Source organism: Exiguobacterium sp. s168 (assembly GCF_018619035.1).
GTDB classification, from domain to species: domain Bacteria; phylum Bacillota; class Bacilli; order Exiguobacteriales; family Exiguobacteriaceae; genus Exiguobacterium_A; species Exiguobacterium_A acetylicum.
On the sequence record NZ_JACSNE010000005.1, the window covers coordinates 38037 to 61962 of the forward strand.

31 protein-coding genes are annotated in these 23926 nt (G+C 46.4%); 4 read left to right on the top strand and 27 right to left on the bottom strand.

The genetic code is table 11. The features are described 5' to 3' along the window. The first annotated feature begins 5 nt into the window (after nt 1-5). Nucleotides 6-407 carry an SA1362 family protein gene (locus tag KNQ15_RS04825; RefSeq protein ID WP_069940386.1) on the top strand — a complete coding sequence of 134 codons (402 nt, stop codon included), beginning with the start codon at nt 6-8 and terminating at the stop codon, nt 405-407. Nucleotides 408-465: 58 nt separating this feature from the next. Here KNQ15_RS04825 and hpt read toward each other — a convergent pair whose 3' ends face one another. The 3 genes from hpt to KNQ15_RS04840 all read right to left on the bottom strand — a co-directional run bounded on the left by hpt (nt 466) and on the right by KNQ15_RS04840 (nt 2420). Further along, nucleotides 466-993: a hypoxanthine phosphoribosyltransferase gene (hpt, locus tag KNQ15_RS04830; RefSeq protein WP_029341088.1), complete on the bottom strand. Its 528-nt coding sequence runs from the start codon at nt 991-993 to the stop codon at nt 466-468. Nucleotides 994-1142: 149 nt separating this feature from the next. Beyond that, entirely contained in the window at nt 1143-1565 is a 423-nt protein-coding gene (gene mntR, locus KNQ15_RS04835; RefSeq protein ID WP_035398709.1) for a transcriptional regulator MntR, read from the bottom strand. A 24-nt stretch (nt 1566-1589) separates the two neighbouring features. Then, the gene (locus KNQ15_RS04840; protein ID WP_029341086.1) at nt 1590-2420 is read right to left on the bottom strand and encodes a lipoate--protein ligase family protein; all 831 of its coding nucleotides are present in this window, start codon (nt 2418-2420) and stop codon (nt 1590-1592) included. Nucleotides 2421-2558: 138 nt separating this feature from the next. Between KNQ15_RS04840 and KNQ15_RS04845 the strand changes: the two genes are divergently transcribed. Next, nucleotides 2559-2939: a rhodanese-like domain-containing protein gene (locus tag KNQ15_RS04845; RefSeq protein ID WP_023467569.1), complete on the top strand. Its 381-nt coding sequence runs from the start codon at nt 2559-2561 to the stop codon at nt 2937-2939. A 66-nt stretch (nt 2940-3005) separates the two neighbouring features. Here KNQ15_RS04845 and gcvPB read toward each other — a convergent pair whose 3' ends face one another. The 13 genes from gcvPB to KNQ15_RS04910 form a co-directional block, all read right to left on the bottom strand. Next, entirely contained in the window at nt 3006-4475 is a 1470-nt protein-coding gene (gene gcvPB, locus KNQ15_RS04850; RefSeq protein ID WP_214728081.1) for an aminomethyl-transferring glycine dehydrogenase subunit GcvPB, read from the bottom strand. After that, nucleotides 4468-5814 (bottom strand): aminomethyl-transferring glycine dehydrogenase subunit GcvPA, encoded by a 1347-nt coding sequence (gene gcvPA, locus KNQ15_RS04855; RefSeq protein ID WP_023467567.1) that lies wholly within the window; start codon nt 5812-5814, stop codon nt 4468-4470. The genes gcvPB and gcvPA overlap by 8 nt, the downstream gene beginning before the upstream one ends. Nucleotides 5815-5827: 13 nt before the next feature. After that, a complete protein-coding gene (gene gcvT / locus KNQ15_RS04860) occupies nt 5828-6910 on the bottom strand; it encodes a glycine cleavage system aminomethyltransferase GcvT (protein ID WP_047396467.1) in 1083 nt (360 codons plus the stop codon). 184 nt (nt 6911-7094) lie between these two features. Further along, nucleotides 7095-7409 (bottom strand): hypothetical protein, encoded by a 315-nt coding sequence (locus tag KNQ15_RS04865; RefSeq protein ID WP_029341082.1) that lies wholly within the window; start codon nt 7407-7409, stop codon nt 7095-7097. After that, nucleotides 7406-7891: a shikimate kinase gene (locus KNQ15_RS04870; RefSeq protein ID WP_214728083.1), complete on the bottom strand. Its 486-nt coding sequence runs from the start codon at nt 7889-7891 to the stop codon at nt 7406-7408. The genes KNQ15_RS04865 and KNQ15_RS04870 overlap by 4 nt, the downstream gene beginning before the upstream one ends. After that, entirely contained in the window at nt 7884-8156 is a 273-nt protein-coding gene (locus tag KNQ15_RS04875; RefSeq protein ID WP_231925701.1) for a hypothetical protein, read from the bottom strand. Before KNQ15_RS04875 ends, KNQ15_RS04870 begins: the two co-directional genes overlap by 8 nt. Beyond that, a complete protein-coding gene (locus KNQ15_RS04880) occupies nt 8153-8446 on the bottom strand; it encodes a hypothetical protein (protein ID WP_029341079.1) in 294 nt (97 codons plus the stop codon). The genes KNQ15_RS04875 and KNQ15_RS04880 overlap by 4 nt, the downstream gene beginning before the upstream one ends. Continuing rightward, a complete protein-coding gene (locus KNQ15_RS04885) occupies nt 8439-8798 on the bottom strand; it encodes a type II secretion system protein (protein WP_051656225.1) in 360 nt (119 codons plus the stop codon). The genes KNQ15_RS04880 and KNQ15_RS04885 overlap by 8 nt, the downstream gene beginning before the upstream one ends. 5 nt (nt 8799-8803) lie before the next feature. Next, nucleotides 8804-9265: a type II secretion system protein gene (locus KNQ15_RS04890; RefSeq protein ID WP_149426968.1), complete on the bottom strand. Its 462-nt coding sequence runs from the start codon at nt 9263-9265 to the stop codon at nt 8804-8806. Next, a complete protein-coding gene (locus KNQ15_RS04895) occupies nt 9234-9545 on the bottom strand; it encodes a competence type IV pilus major pilin ComGC (protein WP_023467559.1) in 312 nt (103 codons plus the stop codon). Before KNQ15_RS04895 ends, KNQ15_RS04890 begins: the two co-directional genes overlap by 32 nt. 17 nt (nt 9546-9562) lie before the next feature. Further along, nucleotides 9563-10504 carry a type II secretion system F family protein gene (locus tag KNQ15_RS04900; protein ID WP_058265105.1) on the bottom strand — a complete coding sequence of 314 codons (942 nt, stop codon included), beginning with the start codon at nt 10502-10504 and terminating at the stop codon, nt 9563-9565. 14 nt (nt 10505-10518) lie between these two features. Beyond that, nucleotides 10519-11361, bottom strand: coding sequence for an ATPase, T2SS/T4P/T4SS family (locus KNQ15_RS04905; protein ID WP_149426967.1), 843 nt, complete (start codon nt 11359-11361; stop codon nt 10519-10521). Between the two features lie 62 nt (nt 11362-11423). Then, nucleotides 11424-11810, bottom strand: a complete 387-nt coding sequence (locus tag KNQ15_RS04910; protein WP_023467556.1) for a Spx/MgsR family RNA polymerase-binding regulatory protein — start codon at nt 11808-11810, stop codon at nt 11424-11426. 224 nt (nt 11811-12034) lie between these two features. Between KNQ15_RS04910 and KNQ15_RS04915 the strand changes: the two genes are divergently transcribed. Next, on the top strand, nt 12035-12298 hold the full coding sequence (locus tag KNQ15_RS04915; RefSeq protein ID WP_023467555.1) for a DUF2626 family protein: 264 nt from the start codon (nt 12035-12037) through the stop codon (nt 12296-12298). A gap of 41 nt (nt 12299-12339) precedes the next feature. On the opposite strand, the gene KNQ15_RS04920 is transcribed toward KNQ15_RS04915, so the two are convergent. Next, a complete protein-coding gene (locus KNQ15_RS04920; protein WP_214728085.1) occupies nt 12340-12957 on the bottom strand; it encodes an MBL fold metallo-hydrolase in 618 nt (205 codons plus the stop codon). A 168-nt stretch (nt 12958-13125) separates the two neighbouring features. On the opposite strand from KNQ15_RS04920, the gene KNQ15_RS04925 reads away from it, so the two are divergent. Continuing rightward, nucleotides 13126-13305: a DUF2759 domain-containing protein gene (locus tag KNQ15_RS04925; protein ID WP_023467553.1), complete on the top strand. Its 180-nt coding sequence runs from the start codon at nt 13126-13128 to the stop codon at nt 13303-13305. A gap of 357 nt (nt 13306-13662) precedes the next feature. On the opposite strand, the gene KNQ15_RS04930 is transcribed toward KNQ15_RS04925, so the two are convergent. The 10 genes from KNQ15_RS04930 to KNQ15_RS04975 form a co-directional block, all read right to left on the bottom strand. Continuing rightward, nucleotides 13663-15588 (bottom strand): LTA synthase family protein, encoded by a 1926-nt coding sequence (locus KNQ15_RS04930; protein WP_023467552.1) that lies wholly within the window; start codon nt 15586-15588, stop codon nt 13663-13665. A 216-nt stretch (nt 15589-15804) separates the two neighbouring features. Further along, nucleotides 15805-16755, bottom strand: a complete 951-nt coding sequence (locus KNQ15_RS04935) for an ROK family glucokinase (RefSeq protein WP_050678398.1) — start codon at nt 16753-16755, stop codon at nt 15805-15807. 83 nt (nt 16756-16838) lie between these two features. Then, the gene (locus KNQ15_RS04940; RefSeq protein WP_029341071.1) at nt 16839-17042 is read right to left on the bottom strand and encodes a YqgQ family protein; all 204 of its coding nucleotides are present in this window, start codon (nt 17040-17042) and stop codon (nt 16839-16841) included. Next, on the bottom strand, nt 17026-18063 hold the full coding sequence (locus KNQ15_RS04945) for a M42 family metallopeptidase (RefSeq protein ID WP_029341070.1): 1038 nt from the start codon (nt 18061-18063) through the stop codon (nt 17026-17028). The genes KNQ15_RS04940 and KNQ15_RS04945 overlap by 17 nt, the downstream gene beginning before the upstream one ends. A gap of 159 nt (nt 18064-18222) precedes the next feature. Beyond that, the gene (locus KNQ15_RS04950) at nt 18223-18732 is read right to left on the bottom strand and encodes a GNAT family N-acetyltransferase (protein ID WP_023467548.1); all 510 of its coding nucleotides are present in this window, start codon (nt 18730-18732) and stop codon (nt 18223-18225) included. A 255-nt stretch (nt 18733-18987) separates the two neighbouring features. Beyond that, nucleotides 18988-19944 (bottom strand): L-lactate dehydrogenase, encoded by a 957-nt coding sequence (locus KNQ15_RS04955; protein ID WP_029341069.1) that lies wholly within the window; start codon nt 19942-19944, stop codon nt 18988-18990. A gap of 165 nt (nt 19945-20109) precedes the next feature. Next, on the bottom strand, nt 20110-20889 hold the full coding sequence (locus KNQ15_RS04960; protein ID WP_029341068.1) for a DUF92 domain-containing protein: 780 nt from the start codon (nt 20887-20889) through the stop codon (nt 20110-20112). Further along, nucleotides 20883-21428 carry a 5-formyltetrahydrofolate cyclo-ligase gene (locus KNQ15_RS04965; protein ID WP_029341067.1) on the bottom strand — a complete coding sequence of 182 codons (546 nt, stop codon included), beginning with the start codon at nt 21426-21428 and terminating at the stop codon, nt 20883-20885. Before KNQ15_RS04965 ends, KNQ15_RS04960 begins: the two co-directional genes overlap by 7 nt. Nucleotides 21429-21485: 57 nt before the next feature. Beyond that, nucleotides 21486-21635: a 50S ribosomal protein L33 gene (rpmG, locus tag KNQ15_RS04970; RefSeq protein ID WP_012369771.1), complete on the bottom strand. Its 150-nt coding sequence runs from the start codon at nt 21633-21635 to the stop codon at nt 21486-21488. Between the two features lie 104 nt (nt 21636-21739). Then, the gene (locus KNQ15_RS04975) at nt 21740-23923 is read right to left on the bottom strand and encodes a 1,4-alpha-glucan branching protein domain-containing protein (protein WP_214728087.1); all 2184 of its coding nucleotides are present in this window, start codon (nt 23921-23923) and stop codon (nt 21740-21742) included. Nucleotides 23924-23926 lie beyond the last annotated feature (3 nt).

Genomic DNA, 23926 nt, shown 5'->3' on the forward strand with positions numbered 1-23926 from the left:
ATATTATGATCAGACAACGCATTGGTTCTACATTTGCACTCGTCGTGTTACTGTTCGCTTTTGTCGGCTTCGGATATAAACTCGTCAACAATCCAAGTAGTCTGTTTTCACAATTGCTGTTCTTCGGGATTACCGCCGGGATTATCTTCTTACTCTTTAAGTTCCTGACTCGTAATCGAAGCGTCGGAAATGGTGCGAACGCTCAGTACCGAAAATCCGTCGCTCAATCAAAAAAAATGCATGGCTCTTCGAATTCTGTTCGCCGGACAGACTTTAAGAAAAAACCGGTCAAGTCTTCAAAAGCGCCGGCATCGAATAAAGTCAGACCGTTGCGGGATCGTTCAAAAGCGCCTCACCTGACAGTCATCGAAGGAAAAAAAGGCAAAAAGAAAAAACGTGCTTTCTAAATTTCAGAAGTACATTAAAAAGGAGATTCGTCACGCGACGAATCTCCTTTTTTCGTGTTCAATCCGTTTCGACCCAACCGATATACGGTAAATTGCGGTATTCCTCAGCACAATCGATTCCGTACCCAACAACGAAGTAATCCGGAATCTCAAAACCAACATAGTCTGCGTCGAGTTCTACTTCACGACGTGCCGGTTTATCAAGCAATGTACACACCTTTAGAACTCCAGGTTGATGCAACTTCATGTGATCACACAAGAAATGGAGCGTCCGTCCTGTGTCGATGATATCTTCGATGACGACGACATATTTCCCTTGCACATCGAGATCGAGATCTTTCTTCAACTGGACACGCCCTGAAGAGACGGTCTTTGTTCCGTAAGAAGAGCACGCGACTGTATCAATTTGAACGCTTCCTTTGATTTCGCGCATCAAATCCGCAGCAAAGACCATCGACCCTTTCAACACGACGACAAGAACGATTTGACGTCCGGCAGCATCTGCTTCAATCTGTTGTGCTAATTCACGGACTTTTTCTTTTAGTTGTGACTCCGACACTAACTTTTCTTTAATCGTAATTTCCATGACCAGGTGCGAACACCCGTCACCCCCTTCGTCCATTTTCAGGCTCAGTATAACATAACACCTTTTAAATGCGCACTTTATCATTAAATTGTAATGGAATGTTCGTGTTTAAGATAGGTTCTTAGAAAAAAAGTATAAAAAAACAAGCCTCAATCCTCTGGATGGGCTTGTTGATAGCGATGCAGTTCCTCTTTCAAACCAGGACGTTCTGCGAAGAACTGAATCATTCCGTTGATCTTATCCAACGCTTCGATACTAATATGATGCTCGATTCCTTCGACATCCTTATAGATCAGTTCTTCATCCACACCAACGAGACGAAGAAAATCTTCAAGTAAGGCGTGTCGTTCCACGAGACGCTTTCCGATTTTGCGTCCTTTAGGCGTCAGCATGAGACCCCGATACTTTTCATAAACGAGATACGTCTCCCGGTCGAGCTTTTGAACCATCTTTGTTACCGACGACGGGTGAACGCCTAACGACTCCGCTATATCCGATACGCGGGCATACCCCTTATCTTCAATCAGTTTATAAATTTGTTCCAAATAATCTTCCATACTCGGAGTTGGCACGACATCACCTTCCCATTTCATTCATTAGCGTTTCCAGTTCCACTCATCACTACGGTATTTCTCGGCAAGACGCTCAATCTCCTGCCACTGCTCGCTAGTGAACGTTAATGGAACGAACGACAAATCAAGCGCCTCTTCGAAGCCTTTCGTGAACGCTTCTCGTACCTCGTCAAATGCGACTGCGCGACCTGCTAGCTCATTCAAAGCGACAGCTTTTCCTGAAAAACGCGCTTTCATCCGTTCGCGCGTCGACTCATCATCATACAAGAAACAATCAAACAATTCACCTTCATCGACAGAGAGTGGGACCGAACCGTGCTGCAGGACAACGCCTTGATGGCGAACTTGTGCACTTCCGGCGACTTTCCGTTTTCCAACAGCGAGTTCATAATACGACGCTGCATCAAAACAAACGGCTGATTTCGGCTTCCGTAATTCTTCCTTTTCCTCTTCCGTCAACGGAACGGAAAATTCGACCGGAATGCCGAGGTGATGGTATCCTTTGCGAATTCCTTCCGTCAACATCCGATAACTTTCGATGACCGTGCGTGGTAAACCTTCTGTATCTTCCGGGATGACGACACTGTATGTCAACTCGTCTGCATGCAAGACAGCGCGCCCTCCTGTCATCCGACGCACGATCGGAATACCGAGCTCTGCAATCCGCTTTCGATCGATATCACGGGTTGCCCGTTGAAAATGACCAACACTTAATCCGTGTGGTTCCCATGAGTAAAAACGAAGCGTCGGTGCGATTTCACCACGCCCGACGAACTGAATCAATGCTTCATCAATTGCCATGTTCATTGCCGGCTCCATTGCCGGCGTCGTCAACACTTGCCACTCTCTGTTCACTTGAGCACCCCCAAAACGTTTCCGTCTTAGTGTATCAAACCCATTCTCGGTCGCGCAATCACGAGTCGATTGCCGAAATCGATTTCGTTGACTATAATGAAACAGAGGTTAAACGAACGAAGGGGTTGGAAGTCGAATATGGAAACTGGAACTATCATTACGATCGTATTATGGGTCGCGCTGATCGCCTACATCGCTTGGCGTTTCATGCCGGTCAAAGGCATCACGAAATTGTCGCAAGAAGAATTCCGTGCGAACTACCGTAAAGCACAAATCGTCGATGTTCGCGAGACACAGGAATTCAAAGGTGGACACATCGTCGGTGCCCGTAACATCCCGGTCAGCCAAATGAAGATGCGCTCGAAGGAATTACGAAAAGACATGCCGATTTACTTGTATTGTCAAGGTAGCATGCGTTCTTCACAGGCTGCAAAAGTCTTGAAAAAAGCTGGTTATACGAATCTGTATCAGTTAAAAGGCGGATTCAAGCAGTGGTCAGGAAAAATCAAACGGAGCTGATGCTTCGTTCATCACAAAAAGAGGACCTCTCCTTCGTCGGAGATGTCCTCTTTTTTATGAAGTAGCTTATGCATGTACTTCTTGTTTTGGTTCGTAGCGTAAGACCGGTTTTCGAGCAGCAAGTGTCTCGTCCATCCGTTTGACGACCGTCGTGTGTGGTGCATTCAAGACGACATCTGGTGTCTCTTCGACCTCTTTTGCAATCTGGAGCATCGCATCACAAAAGGCATCGAGTGTTTCTTTCGACTCTGTTTCCGTCGGTTCGATCATGATACACTCCTCGACGTTCAACGGGAAGTAGATCGTTGGTGGATGGTATCCAAAGTCAAGCAGACGTTTAGCGATATCAAGCGTCCGGACACCTAGTGCTTTTTGACGTTTACCCGACAAGACGAATTCGTGCTTGCAATAGACGTCGTATGGCGCGTCATACGCACCTTTGAGACGAGCCAACATATAGTTCGCATTCAAGACCGCTTCTTTCGAGACGCGAGCGAGACCTGCCCCACCCATCGTCCGAATATAGCTATAGGCACGAACGTTGATGCCGAAGTTACCGTAGAATGGTTTGACGCGACCGATTGCTTCCGGACGATCATAGTCGAGGACATAACGCTCTTCTTCTTTGCGGACGATTGGTTTCGGTAAATACGGAATCAAATCTTGTTTGACACCAACCGGACCCGACCCTGGTCCGCCGCCACCGTGCGGTCCTGTGAACGTCTTATGCAAGTTCAAGTGAACGACATCAAAGCCCATGTCCCCTGGACGAGCAATGCCCATGATCGCATTCGAGTTCGCACCATCGTAGTACAGTTTTCCGCCCGCCTCGTGAACCGCTTTGGCGATCTCAACGATATCCGACTCAAACAGACCAAGCGTGTTCGGATTTGTCAACATGAGTGCCGCTGTATCGTCACCGACCTTTTTCTTTAAATCCGCTAAATCAACAAGACCACGTTCATCCGATAAGACCGTCACCGTATCAAATCCAGCGACTGATGCCGATGCCGGATTCGTTCCGTGTGCCGAGTCCGGTACGAGGACTTTCGTCCGTTTAAAGTCACCGCGTGCATGATGGTAGGCCTTAATCAGCATCAAGCCTGTCCATTCACCGTGTGCTCCCGCCGCCGGCTGGAGCGTCACTTCATCCATTCCTGTGATGACCGCGAGTTTTTCTTGCAGATCATACATCAAACCGATTGCCCCTTGGACACTTTCGACTGGTTGAAGCGGGTGAATGTGTGCAAACCCAGGGAGGCGTGCCATATCTTCATTGATTTTCGGATTGTATTTCATCGTACATGACCCGAGTGGATAGAATCCAGAATCCACACCATGGTTACGGTTCGAGAGTGCCGTGTAGTGACGGACGAGATCAAGTTCAGATACTTCCGGTAGCGCCACGTCTTCCTTCCGTAACATCGAGGTCGGTAACAATTCTTCTACTGCCACCTCATCGACAGTCGGTAACGGTAAGCTATAGGCGATTCGACCCGGTTTGGAAATTTCAAAGATCAATGTTTGCTCATTCATGTGTGAGTCCCCCTAACGCTGTCACGAATTGATCCAACTCTTCATTCGTCCGTAATTCCGTTGCACAAACAAGCATTTCATTTTGACGTGCCGCGTCATACGATCCTAACGGCAAACCGCCGATGATCCCGTGATCGAGCAATTGTTGACTCGCACGTGTCGCGTCGATTGGTAGCGTAACGACGAATTCATTGAAGCTCGGTCCATCGTCAACGATCGTAAAGCCAGCTTGTTTCAGCTTTTGTTTTAATGCATGTGCCGTTTGCAAGTTGCGTGTCGCGAGTTCCCGGATCCCCCGTTTTCCGAGTGCACTCATCGCGATCGAAGCAGCGAGTGCATTCAACGCTTGGTTCGAACAGATATTAGATGTCGCTTTGTCACGGCGAATGTGTTGTTCACGTGCTTGTAACGTCAGAACGAAACCGCGTTTTCCATTCTCATCGACGGTCTGTCCAACGAGACGTCCCGGAATCTTACGCATCAACGCTTTTGTCGTCGTGAAATAACCACACGTCGGTCCACCAAAGCTTTGTGGAATCCCGAACGGTTGGCAATCTCCGATCGTAATGTCAGCGCCAAGTTTACCTGGCGCTTCTAAGATACCGAGTGCCAGTGGATTCGCAGAGACGATGAAAAGCGCACCACGTGCATGTGTCGCATCGGCCAATGCTTGTAGTTCTTCGACACGACCGTAGAAGTTCGGATACTGCACGATGACACAGGCGACGTCTTCGATGGCATCGAGTTGATCGATCCGTGTGACACCTTGCTCAAGCGACAATGTCTCGACGTTTAGTCCTGGACCGTTCGCATACGTCCGGACGACATCGTGTGCTTCCGGGTGAACGCCGTCCGAAAGAACGATCGTCTTTTTCTTCGTATGGGCACACGCAAGCATGGCCGCTTCCGCTAACGCCGTGATACCGTCATACATCGACGAGTTCGCGACATCCATCCCTGTCAACTCGCAAATCATCGATTGAAATTCAAAGATCGCTTGTAGTTCGCCTTGCGAAATCTCTGGCTGATACGGTGTATAGGCAGTGTAAAACTCTGAGCGCAGTAACATATGATTGACGACAGCAGGTGCATAGTGATCATAGATGCCAGCGCCAAGGAACGATGGATATTGTTTCGTATTCATGTTTTGGTCGGCAAGCTTCGATAGCGTCCGAATCAAGTCCGTTTCCGGAAGTGGCACACCGACTTCTTCCAATGTACCGTTATCACGGACGGATGCCGGGATATCAGCGAGTAAATCTTCGATCGATGCTGCACCGATCGTCTGTAACATCGCCTGCTCATCTTCTGCTGTCATTGGTAAATAACGAAAATCCATAGAAATATCCCCCTTATTTCGTGCGACGATAAAACGGTGTCGCTGTTCGTTTCGCTGCTAAACGTTTTCCGCGTACTTCCACTTCAAATTGATCTTGTTCCGCTACTTCTGCAGGAACGAGTGCCCAAGCAATCGCTTTTCCGACTGTCGGCGGCAATGTACCTGTCGTCACGACTCCAACGACTTCCCCGTCATGCCAAACCGGTGCATCTTGACGCGCAATCCCTTTATCGAGTAATTCAAGACCGATCAAGCGCCGCGGTGCTCCTTGTTCTTTCTGTTGCAACAAGACTTCCGAACCGACGAACGGTTTGACTTGTGGTTTGACCGCAAATCCCATTCCCGCTTCGATTGGTGAAATCGTTGCTGATAATTCATGTCCATAAAGCGGAAGACATGCCTCAAAACGTAATGTGTCGCGTGCTCCGAGCCCGCATGGTACGACACCTTGCTCAAGCAGTGCTTGCCAGACAGCAGGTGCGTCACCAGCTGCCATGTAGAGTTCGAACCCATCTTCCCCTGTGTACCCACTGCGTGAGACGATCATTTCCACTCCTGCAACCGTCCCCCGTTGGAACTTGAAAAATCCGATTTCTGATAAGACAAGTGGTGTCATGCCAGAAAGAATGGCTTCCGCACGTGGTCCTTGGACAGCAATTTGGCCATATTGTTCCGACTGATTCTCAAGCGTGACGTCCCCTGTTAGATAGTGACGTAAATGTTGTTCGTCTTTTTCAATGTTCGAAGCATTGACGACGAGAAGATAGTCCGTTTCTGCCAAACGATAGACGAGTAAATCATCCACTGTCCCACCGTCTTCTTGGCATAAGACATTATATTGCGCTTGCCCCACCGCAATCTTCGAAATATCGTTCGATAATGTAGCTTGTAAAAACGTCAGAGCATCCGGTCCGCTGACGAACAGTTCTCCCATGTGCGAGACATCGAACATGCCGACATTTTCCCTTACTGCAACGTGTTCTTCTTTAATCGAGGAAAACAAAACTGGCATTTCAAATCCCGCAAAATCCACCATCTTACCGGTTTGCGAAACCGTTTCGAATAACGGTGTTCTTTTCAATGTCGTTTGACTCATACAAATCCCCCTATTTACGAACGTTTTCACTCTCTCTTCTCTTTAATGTTCCATTTTCAAATTCATCTTACCAATTAAAATCATAATTATCTAGTATTATTCGGAAAAAGGAACATACGAAAAAGAGAGAAAGGACCCTGTCCCTTCTCTCCTATTGTTTCATATTCTTCCCATGAAAGCCATTTCAAAATTGTTTGATTCCGGCAGTTCGTTTGATTTCCTCCTGGAGTCGACGACCTTCCGTCACCAATTGACTCGCTCCTTGCTTCACACGATTTCCTTCTTCAGTGATCCGATTAATATTCCCTTTGATTTGATCGATTCGCTGCGTCGTATGATCGATGTTCGTCTGCAAGGTTTGCTGACGAATCGTAAAGCGCTCCATCAGTTGTTTTAACTGCCGAATATCTTGAGACAGCTTTTTTTTGTAAAGACTGAATCCGAACAACACGAGTCCTACGATGGCCAATAAAATAATACCTAATGTAATCCAAATCATAACTTCTCCTCCAATACAGTTTCAATCGCACGCGTTAATTCTTCGATTGATGCCGTTCCTTCAAGTCGGACAGTAGCCACTTCAGCATATAAGGAATAGCGACGTTCAAACAATCGTCTCACTTGTTCCCGTTCTGTCACGAGTGGACGATTTTGATCAGAGGCGATCCGTTCCCAAATCAAATCAAAGGGTGTATCGATCCAGACGACTATTCCGGATTCCTGCATGTACAGTCGGTTCTCTTCTCGTTCGACGATCCCGCCACCTGTGACAACCACTTCGGCTTTGCTACTCTTCAACAATTCGCTCTCATGTGTACGAAACCCTGCTTCGCCATGCTCAGCGAAAAAAGCGGTAATCGTTTGTCCATGTTCCTGTTCGAACCGTTCATCCAGTTCGTCGATCTCGTATCGTATACCCAATCGATGTCCGACGGCTGTTTTACCAGTTCCCATAAACCCAATCAAATAAACCTTACTCATGTGTGACAACCGCCTCGATTCTTTGACCATTCTCTAATCTCGCTTCCATTTTAAAGCCTTTATCGGTCGCTGTACAGCTGACTTGTCCGATTGGATAGCGAAGGGTCTCGTCCTTCGTACAATCTGCTTTTGCCGCTCGGATGAGAGATTCAAGTTGGAGCGCTTCTTGCTCTAACTGATGATGCCGCATCTCTTCGTCAATCTGCTGACAAGAGATCAAGAGCACGACTCCCATTCCTAGAAGTAACAGTAGCGTTTGAATCAAGATGAATCCTTCCTGACGCATCGGAAGGAACGTCTGCTGTCGTTCAACTGAATCGAGAGAATCTCGGCATCCCCTGTCACGGTATATTGTTTGACATCGCGGGCGTATGTCAGTTCACCTCCCTGTTCTTTCTTGAGACGTAGTTGATCTTGCACACGGACGAGACGCCACTTTTCAGCTGTCTCTCCCGGATTGACGTCCATTCCACGAATCTCGTCTCCGAGGCGCTCACACATCGTACTGCGCCACATCAGTCGTTCCACGGTATGAAAGAACAATTCTTCATTCATTCGGTTGACTTCCGGCGGACGAACGAGTGGGGTCAGTGTCAAGATTGCCAGCAGAAGAAGTGGGCTCAGCCATAGGACGAATGACAGTTCGAGAAGGGTCATTCCGGATTCCGCTCGCAAGACACATCGTTTCATTGCACCACGCTCCTTGTTTCAGGACATAGGACGCTGTTCGGTTTTCAACTTGATCCGTAGCCATCTGCTCAAGCTGTTCCGTCTCTTGTTCCCATTTCATTTGTTTCGTCCGTAAATCGAGATAAGGATCAATCGCTAACATCATGAAGATACCGATTGCAACGATAGAAAGCATTACTTCAAGCAAAGAGAAGCCCGCTTGGCGTTCGTTCTGCATACTTCTCACCTCACTTTACGGATTGCCATTTGATAATTCCCAAGTAAGAATTTGATTTCATATTCGGCTGTTGCCGAACGGCAAGACCAGGTCGCTGCATAGATCGAGTGATAGCTTTTAAAATAGATGATGCGATTTGAGGGTGGAACGGTACACGTATGACCATTTTGGAATGTCCGTTGCCATAACAACCGGTCATCCGCAAGGACAAGGTATCCTGTACCGTCTCCTCGAAATCGAAACTGCATCAATGATTGATCTTGCTTTGAGTACTGCATCAGTCGAAGTGTCTGAATATCTTGTTCCATCAGACGAACCTCTTGTTCAAGCGGAATCCAGTCCGGTCGTTTTTCAAACAGTGCCGGTAATAAAAAAACAAGTAAACAAGCAATGATTGTCAGCACCGCCGTCATCTCAAATAAGGTAAATCCACGTTCACTTCGTAAGTTCGCCAGTCTTCGGATCATACGTATACGTCTCCTGATCACAGACGAGAGCATTCGGTTTATCAGCTGTTCCGCGATTGATCGTCTGAAGTGATTCTGGATACTTCTTCTCTTTGGCATAGTAAAGGTTTACTTCTGACCGAATGACTCGAATGTTCGCCTCACAACTCACACCTTTCGCCTGGTCCTTTCCACTTGTCATCGTAGGAATCAAAACGAGCAGTAATAACGAAATGATCAATAAGACGGCTGCCATCTCAAGTAAGGTGAATCCATCCTGTCGCTTTAAGAATTGTTTCATCGTATCGTCTCCTCTGTTTAGAATGGAAGCTGCTGTATCGCTAGCTGAATTGGATAATACAAGATGAGAAACAACGTTCCCGTCATGATCGTCAATCCGCCGTACAAAATCGGCTCGATCCATAACAACTTTTTCTCTAGTTCCTCTTCCATCGACTCATGCAAGAGTGTCGCTTGTTCAAGCAATAACGGTCCAAGATCGCCACTTTCCCGCGCCAAATGGACGATTCCAATTGTCTCGGCTTCGATGATCTCATCTTCGCCAAGCGCTTCTGCAAGTGGTTCCCCTGCCTGTTGTTTAGCATGTAGACGAGCATAGAGATGCCCTTTTTTATTCGCTTGTCCTTGCTCTAGATGGCGAAAGGTCTCTTCGAGCGAGAAGCCAGCATCGATGAACGATCCTACTTCGATCGTGAATAAATAGCTGTAGTAGAGGCGAATCAAACGCTGTAGCGGTTTCAGTCGTAAAATACGGTTTAACGGAAAGAAGCGAAAAAAGAGGTACCCGGAGGTCAACAAAATAACGGGAATACTTGCGAGCAGATATTTCGCAGAGGGGTGAAGAAGGAGATGCAGAAATGAGGGGAGAGTCTTCGGGTCCGACATCTCGAGGAGAGACGGAAATACGTAGAGGGCGTAAAAGAAGAACAGAAGGAATAGACTGGTCGCTAGAACAAGCGGATACCGGATCATCTTCCAAAACTTCGATCGCATTTCTGTTTCGAGGTCGAGCAGTTTCACGATTTGGCGAAGGACGAGCAATGGTCGCTCTGTCCTTTCTCCAACGAAAAGAAGTCGTTTTAAGGTATTCGTTAACGCAAGCGGTTCAAGCGATGCTGCAAAGGAGTCTCCTTTCTCAAGACGTTGTTCCATTTCTCCGACTACTTCCGCGAACGGCTGACGCTCGAATCGTTTTAAAATGAGTAACGTCTCTTTCGCGGAAATGCCTTTTGATAACAAGCGGTGATATCGTTTTAAGAACCGACTTTGATCGCGGCTTGTAAGTTTCTGACGGTACAGCGGACATCCTCTCCTTTTCGCTCGAGATGAATGATGCGTTGACAGACAGCTAGTTCTGACTCTTCGATCCCTAAACTACGCAAGCGCAAGCGCGCCTCATCAATACTTCCAGCGTGTAACGTAAATAACACGACGTGACCACTAAGTGCGGCATTCATCGTCAAACGTGCTGCCTCTCTCGTCCGTACCTCACCAAAAGCAATCCAATCAGGATCCGCTCGCAATATTTCTTCAAAACATCGCGTAGCAGTGAACCCTGCTTTTTCATTTAGTTCCAGTTGCAAGACGTTTGGTACCGTACACTCCACCGGATCTTCAATCGAGATGATTCGTTTTTCTTCCATCGCACTCATCAAGGAATATAACATCGTCGTCTTTCCTGCACCTGTCGATCCAGAAATGACGATACACCCGTGTCGTTGTTCAGCTAACCAAGCGAAGTCCAATTGATCGTGTAACGTTCGTAAAGCCGTTTCTTGAGAGACCGTCGAACGATAAAATCGCCACGACATCGCATCCCCTTGTCGACTCGGCAACAACGAGACGCGCATGCCCTTTTTCCCGTGCGGATACAAACCACTTTGCGGAATCCGCTCATTCTGTTCCTTTAAGTTCGCCTCATAGCGGACATGACTGACAAGTGTCCGGTAACGCGTCAGTTCCACCTCTTCTTGTTCACACAAACCGTCACCCGTTCGACAAACGATTCGGACGCAAGCTTCATTCGGTACGAAATGAACATCTGTTGCACCAAGTGATTCGAATCGTTCCATGAGTTGTGTCGTCCATTCCTTCATTTCTCTTCACCTCCCTACCGCAAACAATACACAAAAAAAAGAAGCCGACCAAACCGGCTTCTTTACGATACGTGTGCGATTGTCCGATGTTTACGCTTCGCCAGTGTCTCAAGACCTGGTTTATCGTATCCGATAACAAGTTGTTTTCCATCAGTGATGATTGGGCGGCGTAATAATTTCGGATTGTCACTCATGAGGCGTAATAACTCACTGAGTTTCATGTCTTCAATATCAATGCCGAGATCCTTGAAGGCTTGACTGCGTGTTGCGAGCAAACTTTCAATCCCATCCGTCGATAATTTCAACAGTTCCATGAGTTCATCAACTGTTGGAGCATTTCTGAACAGATGACGTTCCTCTACATCAACATGTTCCTCTTTTAACCATGATTTCGTTTTACGACATGATGTACAGCTTGGGTATGTGAAAAAGACTAACTCATTCGTCATTTTTGCTCCTCCTCTCAAAGTGCGGGGTTTCATTACAGCTACTATAGCACGTCAATTTGACTTTGTACACCTTTTGTACAACTATTGTACAACTTTTTTTGAAACTTCATCTTTTGTTCACAGTTATTCCTTAACAATCACTAGAACAGGATGGACGGATGATTGTTTGCTTGGTAAAATAAGTACGTATATTGACTATCTGTCGGATTTAGGGGGTTATAGGAATGGGGAGAATGTACCGCGTACTCGGTTTCTGGACTGGTATCATCGCAGTCATGGCATTTATCGGCGCATTGGGTGGCGATGCAAGCTCAAGTGAGCATACGGATTCATTTTTAGTCATGGGCTTCGTCTTCTTAGCACAAACTGTATTTTTTGCAGCGCTCGGTTACTTGCGCTTAACTGAAAAAACGTATGTCTATATCTTTGGAGCTTACTTAACTGTATTTTTCATCGTCTTTACGTACTGGTCGAACTTCCAGATGTAATGAAAAAACTCGTCATCCTTTTGGATGGCGAGTTTTTTTAGTCAGAGGAATGGATTCGACTTCATTTCTTGACGAATCGTCGTACTCGGACCATGCCCTGGATAAACCGTCGTATCTGCCGGTAGTTCCGCGATGAGTCGATCCAGTGAACGCATCAACACGTCTTGATCCCCACCGTATAGATCCGTTCGTCCGACGCCTTGCTGGAACAGGAGATCTCCACCGAACGCGATCCGTTCTCCTTTAAAGTAGAACGTCACACTTCCTGGTGAGTGTCCTGGCGTCTCAAGTACATGCATCGAAAAGCTACCGATCGTCAATCGTCCTGGTTGCAACAAATGATCCGCTGGTTTCATCCGCATCGGTGGCATTCCGAATTTTGCTGAACCATTCCATTCTGGATTACCGAGCCATCCTGCTTCTTCCGGATGCACGTAGACAGGGGCTTCCGTGAAGCGTCGTAACATATCCACACCACCAATGTGGTCAAAATGCGCATGCGTCAACAAAATCGCTTTTAATGTTGCTCCCCGACTTTCAATCTCATCGAAAAACCGCATATCTTCTGTACCCGGATCAATGACGAGACATTCCTTATCTTTAAATAACAAATAACCATTCTCAGATGCCATACCGGAAGTGATCATTACGATTTCCATTCTATAAACCCCCTTTACAATAGACTCTTCTCCTACTATACACGAAATTGTCGAAAGTTCCTGCAACGCCCTCTCGACTTTATCCCGCGAGTCGGATAAACTAAAAAGTGAGATTTAAGTGAAATCTTCGTGAAATTCATAACGTGATTGTTTAAGGGGGAGTACGTCATGCATTTGGATCAACCAATCGGTTGGCTTTTCTTCTTCGTCGCACTCGTCGGCGTTTGGGCCGTCGTTCGTTCACTTAAGAAACGCCAAATGTTTCCACTCGTATTCGCAGGTCTGACTGTCGTCTTATTCGGCTGGTTCGGGATTGCGACATTGATTTACGGCGGTATTCCATCGTAATCAAGATACGCTAAAAAGAGGCTGACTCAAAAGTCAGTATCTACAAAGATAAGGGAGGCAGATTGATGATCTGCCTCCCTTATCTCGTAATAAAAAGAATGACGCGTCACACGCCACTCCTACAGGAAAAAGCGCATTTATGCGCTGTCAGAGACGAATAAGACCCGCTTTCCTGCTTAAATGAAGCAGGAAACTGGCTTGTGTCTCGCCTGAGGAAAGGGCTTGAAAAGATGCGTCATTTTTTGGTGTCAGCCCTTTTATCTAAAATCTGAAGAGAGATGCCTCGCGCATCTCTCTTTTTATTTACCTTTCTACAAAAAAACGAATCCACTCGAAAGTAGATTCGTTTTCCTCATCTTATTTTGAAGTTTGAAGGAAACGGAGCAAGTCACCATAGATGACTTTATCCGAAAGTCCTAACTCCTTCTCGGATTGTTTCGTAGATTGTTTACACATCTCCGCTAACTCTCCATCTTTTACTTCTTCACCCGTCTGACGATCATAACATGTTTCCTGCGTATAGACCGTTTTGTCTGTTATGACGGAACCATCGCGGAACAGCGCATAATCCTTGTGCTGTTTCGAGAAGAGATCGGTACCGAACAACACTTCATTCTTGAAATCTTGTCCTAACAGATGAAGCAATGTCGGTTTAATGTCGATTTGACTCGCGACGTCTTCATGTTTGACACCTTTCGTTTGACCCGGTAAATGGATTACGAACGGCACACGTTGCAATTGTGCGACATCATACGGCGTCAACTCATCTTTGTTCATAAGTTCTGCCATCGCGGCATTATGGTTCGTCGAGATACCATAGTGGTCGCCATAGACCATGAAGATCGTGTCATCCCACGTACCATCTTTTTTCAGACCCTCGATGAATTTACCGAGTGCCATATCTTGATACGCTAGTGCCTGAACGTAGTGGTTCAGCGTTGTAGAACTTGTCTCAAGCGGTGGTACAAGTTCATCTTCTGGTTTTGGCATCTCAAATGGATAGTGGTTCGTCAATGTGATGAACTTCGAATAGAACGGACGTGGTAAATCTTTCAACATCGGCAATGACTGTTCAAAGAATTTATCATCGAGCAAGCCCCACTCCGTCAAATCTGCTGGATCCCCTAAGTCATAATCCGTCTCTGAGAAGAAACGATCGACGCCAAAGCTATTGTAGACGATGTCTCGGTTCCAGAACGATTTGTTGTTCGCATGGAAAACAGCTGAATAATAGCCATCTTCTTTCAACATTTCAGGAGTTGCCCGGAATTCGTTTTCTCCGTTCGTAAAGAATGCTGCACCGCGTCCAAGTGGATAGATCGAGTTCTCAAGAATGAACTCAGCATCTGCCGTTTTCCCTTGTCCTGTATTGTGATAGAAGTTATCCCATGAATGCGATTCCTTAATCAACTTATTCAGGTTCGGTGTAATCTCTTGTCCGTTTGGTGCCTTTAATCCAACTGCAAAGGATTGTGCCGACTCAAAGGAAACGACGATGACGTTTTTTCCTTTGTACTTTCCAAACATAGCTGGGTTCGGTTCAGCATGTTTTGAATCAATGAAGCTTTGAACTTCCGACAGTTCAGAACTGTCCGCGAGTGCTTTTTGCGCAGATGTCTTCGACTGAATGAGTGCGTCATACATATGGAAGTTAAATGTTCCGATGTTTTTAACGAGCAATTCTCGGTCAAAGGCACGTGTGAGCAATTCTGGACGTTCTGTTTCAGCCAGCGTCAAGTTTCCAAGGAAAACGACAACTGCTGCAACGAATGCGAGAATCGCGCGTCCACGTGACGCAACGTTTTTTGACATGTCCATTTTCCGTAAGAAGAACGGTAAGATGATCAAGTCACCGACGATCAATAAATCGGACCAATTCAAGAGTGACCCGAGCGATGCAGAAACAGTCTCTGCATTCGATGTTTGGAACAATACCGGCAACGTCAGATAGTCATTAAAGAAGCGGAAGAAAATGATGTCCGCATATAAAATGAGTGTCGCGACGAACAATGTACCGTAGATGAACCATTTTTGAACATTTCCCCGGAAGAAGAAGCTGAACCCGAACATGAAGAGCGCTGAACTAATTGGGTTAATTAGTAGAATGAATGCTTGCGCAGAGTTTGTTACGGGAACGTTGAAGAAAAGTGTATACGCTAAATACGTTTTTAACCAAATCAATAAGGTCGCAATCCAAAAGAGCTTGTGCTCTTTATAGGTGCTGCGAACGCCTTGACCCATCTTTAGACGCATTCGCGACCAGATGTTTGCGTCTTGCTGCATAAAAACCTGCCTCCTAATTTACATGTGCTTTCTGCTTTCAGTTCACACAACTTACATCATAATTTACATATACCCATATCACGTGAAAATTTTACGCTTAGTTTTACAAAAATGCAACTGGAATCCGGAAGATACTTAACAATCACATAATTACTGTACGTTTGTAAACAAAAAAAAGATTCGCCGAAGCGAACCTTCTACTGAAATTGAATATTATCATTTTTTGAGAAACATCTGCTTCGCAAGCCATGCACAGCCGATGACTCCGGCATCGTTTCCAAGTTCGGCAATCTTGAACGTCGTCGATCCGAAAACACGTGGTAAAGCGAAGCGTTCGAACTGTTTACGCAGTGGTGCAAGCAATGTCTCTCCTGCTTTTGACACACCACCACCGATGACGATGATTTCCGGGTTAATACTGTTCGCTAAGTTGGAGATGGCAAGACCGAGGTGGAACGTCACTTCTTCTACGACTTCCGTTGCGATCCGGTCTCCTTTCTCATACGCTTCGAATACGTCTTTCGCCGTTACTGCCTTGATGTCGTTGAGTAACGTTTCTTTCCCTTTACGCTTCTCAAGACCAAGACGGGCGATCCCTGTTGCTGACGCAATCGTCTCAAGACATCCTTTGCGACCACATCCACATAGAACGCCACCTTCAGGCAACATCGTGATATGACCGATTTCTCCAGCCATTCCGACTGTACCATGCACGATTTGTCCGTTCGTGATCAAACCACCACCGACGCCCGTACCGAGTGTGACAGCAAGGAGTTCTGTTGCCCCACTACCGGCACCTTTCCACATCTCACCGATTGCCGCTGCGTTCGCATCATTTTCAAGCACAGCCGGTAAACCCGTCAAACGTTCGAATTCACCGATGAGTTCAAAGTTATTCCAACCGATATTGACTGCTTTCTCAACGACACCTGTATTAAAATCAATGAATCCCGGCGCACCGATGCCCGCTCCGACGAAATCTTCTGGTCGTTTATTGCTCTCTTGACACTTCTCAAAGAAAGATTTTGCAATATCTCTAGGAATTTGTACGCCATCATTCAAAACGACCGTCTCGATTTCCCACTTTTCTACGATGATCCCTTGCAAATCCAAAATTGCCATCTTGACTGTCGTTCCGCCGATATCAATGCCGAGTAACCATTTCATTGCTTCGTCTCCCCTATACTCATATAATGTCTGCTTCATCATTTTACCGGACATAACCCATTTGCGCAAAGGATTGCACAATCTTAAATGTTATCGGATTGTGAACGCTTTAATTCATGTCGTAAGATTAGTTTCGCTGAATCGTACTGACGTTGTTCCAAAACGCCCGCTTCTTTTAATTCATCGAGTTCAAGCATCATCATCGCGATATCGGACGCTCGATCCCCAAGATAGATGAATGTCCCGTATGTCTTGAGTAACTGCTGTACGTCATACAGTGTCTTCATCGACCATCGGCTCCTTTACATAGGCATGTAGCAAATCATACGTCGCTTGTAACGACGTCTCATGCGTACGTTCGTACGAATGACTCGATTCGATTCCCGGACCGAACAATCCGTGCCGGACGTCGTGGCCCGCACTTACTGCTGCCGAGGCATCCGAGCTATAGAACGGATAGATATCAACTTTATATGGAATGCTATTACGTTGTGCTAAGCGTGTTAACTGGTGGCGTAAAGCTAAGTCATACGGACCAGAACCATCTTTGGCACAAATAGAGACTGTGAATTCATCGGAGTGTTGCCCCTCTCCTAGTGCTCCCATGTCGACCGCGATGTATTCTGCGACTTCTTCCGTGAATCCAGCATTTCCACCGAATCCGACTTCTTCGTAATTTGAAATCAGGATTTGGACCGTGTGTGGTAGTTCGATTGTTTTCCATTCCTTGATCAATTCAAGCAACAAAGCAACAGATGCTTTATCATCGAGATGGCGCGACTTCACGAATCCTGTTTCCGTATAGAGGAATCGCGGATCAAACGTTACGATGTCTCCTACTTCAATCCCCGCGACGCGCGTCTCTTCTGCTGTCGTCGAACGGATATCGAGCCGTACTTCGATATTATCAGCGGATCGTTCCGTTTTGTTCGTCTCGCGCGACGTATGAACACTCGAATGGTGGAACACGATCGTACCTGAAATCGTTTGACCGTCCATCTTGTGAATGAGACAGTTCTCACCTTCGATCGCTGTCCAAGCATATCCCCCCAGTTGTGATAAACGAAGTCGTCCTGTTGGTAAAATTTCTTTCACCATCGCTCCTAGTGTGTCGACGTGTGCCGTCAGTAACCGCGTGCGCGTTGAAGCACCAGGTAGTGTCGCTAAAATCGCTCCTTTTTCAAGCTTTCGATACGTGATCCCTTCTGCTACCAATCGTTTTTCTACATATGTAATAGCTTCTTTTGTCGAACCTGTTGGACTCGGAATCGAGACAAGCTCTTCAATCGTACGTATGACTTCTTTCATGTTCATTCGCTCCCTTTCAATCGGACTACGACGTGACATCCGCTTTGTTCTCATGATAACAAATATTCATTCTTTGCCGATACTGATATCCTACGGATACCATGCGAAAAAGCTGTAGCGCTTTTTTGCTACAGCTTCTTTCCACACCATCTCAAGAACTTAGACGTACTTCTTCATCCAAATATCATCACGATATGTGCCGTCTTCTAATTTTACGGAATCTGGATCTTCGGCATATACTTCAAAACCGAGCGACTCATAAAGATTTTGTGCGGCTTCGTTCCCTGATAAAACGGCAAGAATGACTTGCTCGACGTCCGGTAACTTCTTCGCTTCCTCGATTAAGGCTTCCATCAGAGCGCGACCAGTACCCCCACGATATTCAGGTGATACGTATACTCCGGAAATCATCGCTTTATGCGATTCACGTGACAATTCATATGGTTTGACCTGACCAAACCCAAACAATGTATCACCGTCGAACATACCAAGCCAAACCTCATCGGAGTCGGGTTCTCCCTCAAGTCCTTCTTGTACTTCGCGGAGCGGGGTTTGCTGTTCATCATCAAACGAATGACCGAATGCATCTGGATGATTTTTTAATCCCTCAAGGCGTAGATTCCAGTATTGTTCTGCATCCTCTTTAGTTAGTTTTCGAAAAGTATACATGACTGTCGGTTCTCTCCTTTTTGGGTATCATGACGTACAAAAAATGACGTAAAAACCCTTCTATCTCTTACTTAACCCTTTTCTAGTAAAATAAAACCTAGATTTTTCTCTTTTTACTACCGGACGAATAGATGTAATTATTAACGTGTTTGTTCTCCACATCAAAAAAACTCAAGTGTGGACAATATGAAGCAGGTCCGACACTTGAGTTTTTTGCTACTTTATTTCGTAACACCTTCATCATGATTCGTACGATTATCCTTGTAAGACGGGTTCAAGCGTCTGACGCAATACATCAGCAGAATGATGGAATTTCTTCAACTCTTCATCCGTCAATGAGACTTCAATGATTTCACGCACACCTTGACGATTGATGATGGCAGGAACTCCAATATGGATACCGGAAATTCCATACTGACCATCGACATGCGCACCGACCGTCAACAGACAGTTCTCATTTCCGAGGATGGCACGAACGATCCGAACGAGCCCAAGCCCAATCGCATAATAGGTTGCCCCTTTGCGCTCGATAATATGATAAGCAGCATCTCGGACGTTGATGTAGATTTGATCAAGATCTGCTTGAGAATAACGATCGTCTTCAGCAAGTAGTTCATCAATCGTTTTTCCATAAATGCGGCTGTTACTCCAGGCAGCGAATTCCGTATCACCATGTTCGCCAAGAATATAGGCATGGGCATTTCGGGAATCAATGTGAAAGTATTCTCCGAGCATTTGACGCAGGCGCGCTGTATCAAGCACCGTTCCTGATCCAAATACGCGGGATTTCGGAAGACCAGAATATTTCCAGGCAAGATGCGCCATGATATCAACCGGATTAGAAGCCACGACGATGATACCATCAAAACCGGAATCCATGATTTGACGAATCATTTCTTTCATGATCAACGCATTCTTTGCAACGAGATCGAGTCTTGTCTCACCTGGTTTTTGTGGAGCGCCTGCCGTGATGACGACGACTTCCGCTTCGCGGCAGTCCGCGTAGTCTCCAGCCCATATTCGCATCGGTGAAGAGCTAAATGGTGTTCCGTGGTTTAAGTCCATTGCCTCGCCCTCTGCTTTGGCTTTGTTGACATCAATGATGACAAGTTCTTCACAAAGTCCAGCTGTTGACATCTGATAGGCAAAGCTTGAACCGACTGCACCAGCTCCAATGAGGGCTACTCGTGTCACTTTCGCATGTAATTCCATATCGTTATGTCCACCCTTCCATTCGTCCTAAAAGTTTGTTAACTATCTCACAAGTAAATTGTAACATCTTTCACATTATTTGTATCATGTGAAATTAATCACATTTGTCCATTTTGTGTCATTGATATCCTAACATAAGGAATTACATGCTCACATACTTTCCAGTTACCAAAATCGAACGATGATAAACCCGATTCCGCTTGCCAAACCACTCGTTAAGACATTGACAGCATCATTCCCTAAAAATCGAATGCCTGAAACGTAAGCTGTCGGTTGACCATGGTGCTCTCGCTTTTCCGTGTATTCCCCACAAACCGTACATCGGTAAACGCGTTGCCCTACCGCTCCAAATAGTGTATCCAGTAGGCTCCCGAGTACACCGATGCTTGTTACGAGTAAGACGTGTCTTAAAGAAAGAGAAAATATCCAATGCGCTGCTACAGCGATGAACGCAGCTCCTGCGATCGTACCGATCGTTCCAATCAGCGACATCGCTCCACTCGTTCCTGCTGGTACCCGTCGTAACGTTTTGAGAGACCACGGATCACGTCTTGAGAGCGGTCCGATTTCAGATGCCCACGTATCAGCATTCGATGCTGCGATGACGAATAGAAATAACAAGAGATACGCAAAATCCATCGTCATGGCATACGCTAAGGCAGCAACGAACGCTACCCCTCCATTCGCAAGGACTTGCCATCCGTCACGCGCGCCGTCTTTCTCAACGATGGAGTCGACCGATTGTTTTCTAGATCGTCCGACCTTCGATAACAGACTCGAGCTACCAAAGAAGAGTAAGAGTACTACTAATCCTTGCCAACCGAATCCGAATGAGACACCACTACCGACGAGCAGGGTCATGATAGCACCACTTGTCGTCAATAAACGAAAAGATCGTCCGGTCCAAGCAAGCAATAGACAAAACAAAATGGTCGCGCTCAACATCGGATGACCTCTAATTCAGTGACGATCAAGTCAACGGGGATATCAAAGGCTTCCACTTCGAAATCTGGAAGAAGTTGTTCAGAAAAGGCAATCGATACTTTACATCCTGTATATGGCACGAGTGCACGATCGTAATAGCCTCCTCCCCATCCTAAACGATAGCCGTCCCGACGATAGGCGCGACCCGGAACGAGGCAAAGCTCTGCTTGATCAAGTGAGGCGCGACGTGCTGAAGCGATCGGTTCAGCAATCCCCATCTGATTTGCTTGCAGTTGATCTTCTGGTCCATGTTCATAAAAGACCATCTCGTCTCCGACTACTTTTGGTATCAAGACCGTCTTGCCCTCTTGCCACGCTTGTTCAATCAGCATTCTTGTATCACATTCATTTCGAAAAGCTAACGTGATCGCGACACAGGTCGCTTGTTGCCATTCAGGTAGTAACAAGACATGTTCGTGAATCAATCGTTCCTTTTCCGCACGGTTCTCCATCACATCTAGTCGTTCTTTGATCAGACGGCGTACTTCTTGTTTGTTCATAGTTGTCTTCCTTTCTACAAAAAAAGCCATCACACGAAGTGACGGCTTCCATCTCAATTATTTCACTTCACGGTGAAGTGTGTGCTTACGGAGACGTGGGTTGTATTTCTTCAACTCAAGACGCTCTGGGTTGTTACGCTTGTTCTTTTTAGTGATATAAGTACGGTCACCAGTTTCAGTGCAAGCTAATGTGATTTTAACGCGCATGGGATTCCCTCCTATCTAGCTCTCGATGTATCAAGTGATTTTGCTTTACATAAGGTTAAGCATACTCAAGTATCGTACCAAGAAAGGAAAGGAATTGCAACTGTTCATCCGTTCTTTTTCGGATTCGTCACGTGTTGATATGGTTTTTCAAGGTTCTCTTCAAAACGCAACGGCTTCTTTTCGACGTGATACTCTTGTTCCACCCCGTGACGTGACTCTTCTCGTTCTAGATAAACGATCGCTGATTGGCGCAACGCGTCTCCTTCAAGTCGTTTTAAAGCAACGACTAGACCGCCTGAACGATCAGGCGAACGCTCACTTTCGATATCGTAGACGTTACTGACGAGTGGTAACTCTTTGATCTTAGCGATGGCTTGGGCAGCTGATGCGGTCTCCATGTTGAAATTGTGGATGACTGCGAAATCAACGATCTTACTCAAGGCTTGCGCTTGACGTAAGAAGGCTAAGTTTAGAGCCGCCAATTGGTTATAAGTTTGAACGAGCGGTAGACCCGTCACTTGCACTCCGTAAACATGAACGCCTTCTTCAAATCGATACGCCTCCTGATGTTCCGTGACGACATAGACATTCTCACCAGCAGCAGCGAGCCGTCGAGCGAGCTCCGAAGCTGGCCGATCTGACGCATCATATTGTCGGATGAACAATAAGATGGCGTCTGTATTCCAAGATTTCTCACGCTTCACTGCCACGTAGTAATCATGTGCCGTCAAGAAGACATCTGGTTCAATATCTGAATCTTGAAGGAAAGGATATTCGCGATATCGATCATCCAACCATTCCACCGTCAGCTCCTCAGCATCCAGTCGACGCTCGGTTTCTTCAAAACGTAAGATGTGCTCACGGAAACGGTTCGCAGCGTATTGCGCTGTCGTCTGTCCATCGAGGATGAACGGCCAGTCGCTCGAGACAGCGAGGAGGTATTCTCGAATGAGTTGACGCTTCGCTTTGACAGTCAACGCATCTTGATGACGATTTCGGGCTACGACACCTGCTAGTCTCTTTTCAAGCTGATGGAGATGACGAATCATCCAGTCATTCCGTTCATTGATCCAGACTTCCGCGTAGCCTTTTCGTCCCCACGTTCCCATCGCGACATGTGCCGTGTCGATGTCTTGGAAGTGACGTTCGAGGAAGATCGCTGGTGAAATCGACTCAATTCCTTGGTCTTCTAAACGTTCCATCGCTTTACCGAGGAAGTCGGGACCTTCAAACCACCAGTGACCGAACAATTCGGCATCAAATGGTGCTGTGACAAGGAACGGTGGGAAGTCTTGTCCTTGATGCGCATCTAAATGTTCACCGAGTGCTTGTGCGAAGTCTGCTGCGTGCTCACTTGTCCGTTGCCATGCCCAATCACGGACGTAATAGTCTTTTTGATCCGTTTCTCCTGTTACACGATGCAATTTCAACCCTGTATCATAACGTAAGCCTTCCGGGTGCATGAACTCAGCGATTTGATCCCACTCTCGATCGTACGCAAGGTCACGATAAAACTCGCGGTAATCCGGATGACCCGGGTATCCGATGACAGAGCTCCAAATCTTCCCGGAAATGATTTGATCACGCGGGAAGAGTGCCACACCGTGTGGCGAATAAACAGGTGCTCCGATTCCGTGTTTCGGTGACGGATCTGCGTTTAAAATCGAATGTTCGTCGACAAATGTATAACGAATGCCCTCTTCGTACAAAATACGGTCAAGTCCTGGCGTATATGCACATTCTGGCATCCAAAGACCTGACGGACGGAATCCGTAATGACGTTCGAAACAGTTCAATCCCGTTTGAATTTCAGAACGTGCCGCTTGTTCAGACAACATGTGCGGACTGAATCCGTGTGTCGCCGTACACGTAATCAAATCGAGATATCCTTGCTCCTTGTAATGACGGAATGCCCGGTTCAAATCTTTTTCCCAGTGAAGGAACGTATTTAATAAATCTTGATAGCGGTCTTGATAGAACAGAAGCGCATCTCGTTCCTTTTGATCGAGCTCTCGCTCTAGTTCCTGGCGAATCAATCGTAACGTATCCTCGATATGCTCAATATAACGCTCTTGAATCAATGGGTCGGCAAGCATCTCGATGACGGGTGGTGAAATGCTGACCGTCCAACCGAGCGGACGTGACAAACGATCGACTTCCCAAAGCAACGGGATGTAAGTTTCTGAAATCGCTTCGTACATCCATCGTTCTTCTAGGCGATGCGCCTCTTCGTGACGGATATATGGTAAGTGTGCATGTAAGACGAGTGAAAAATATCCTTTTCGCATAGA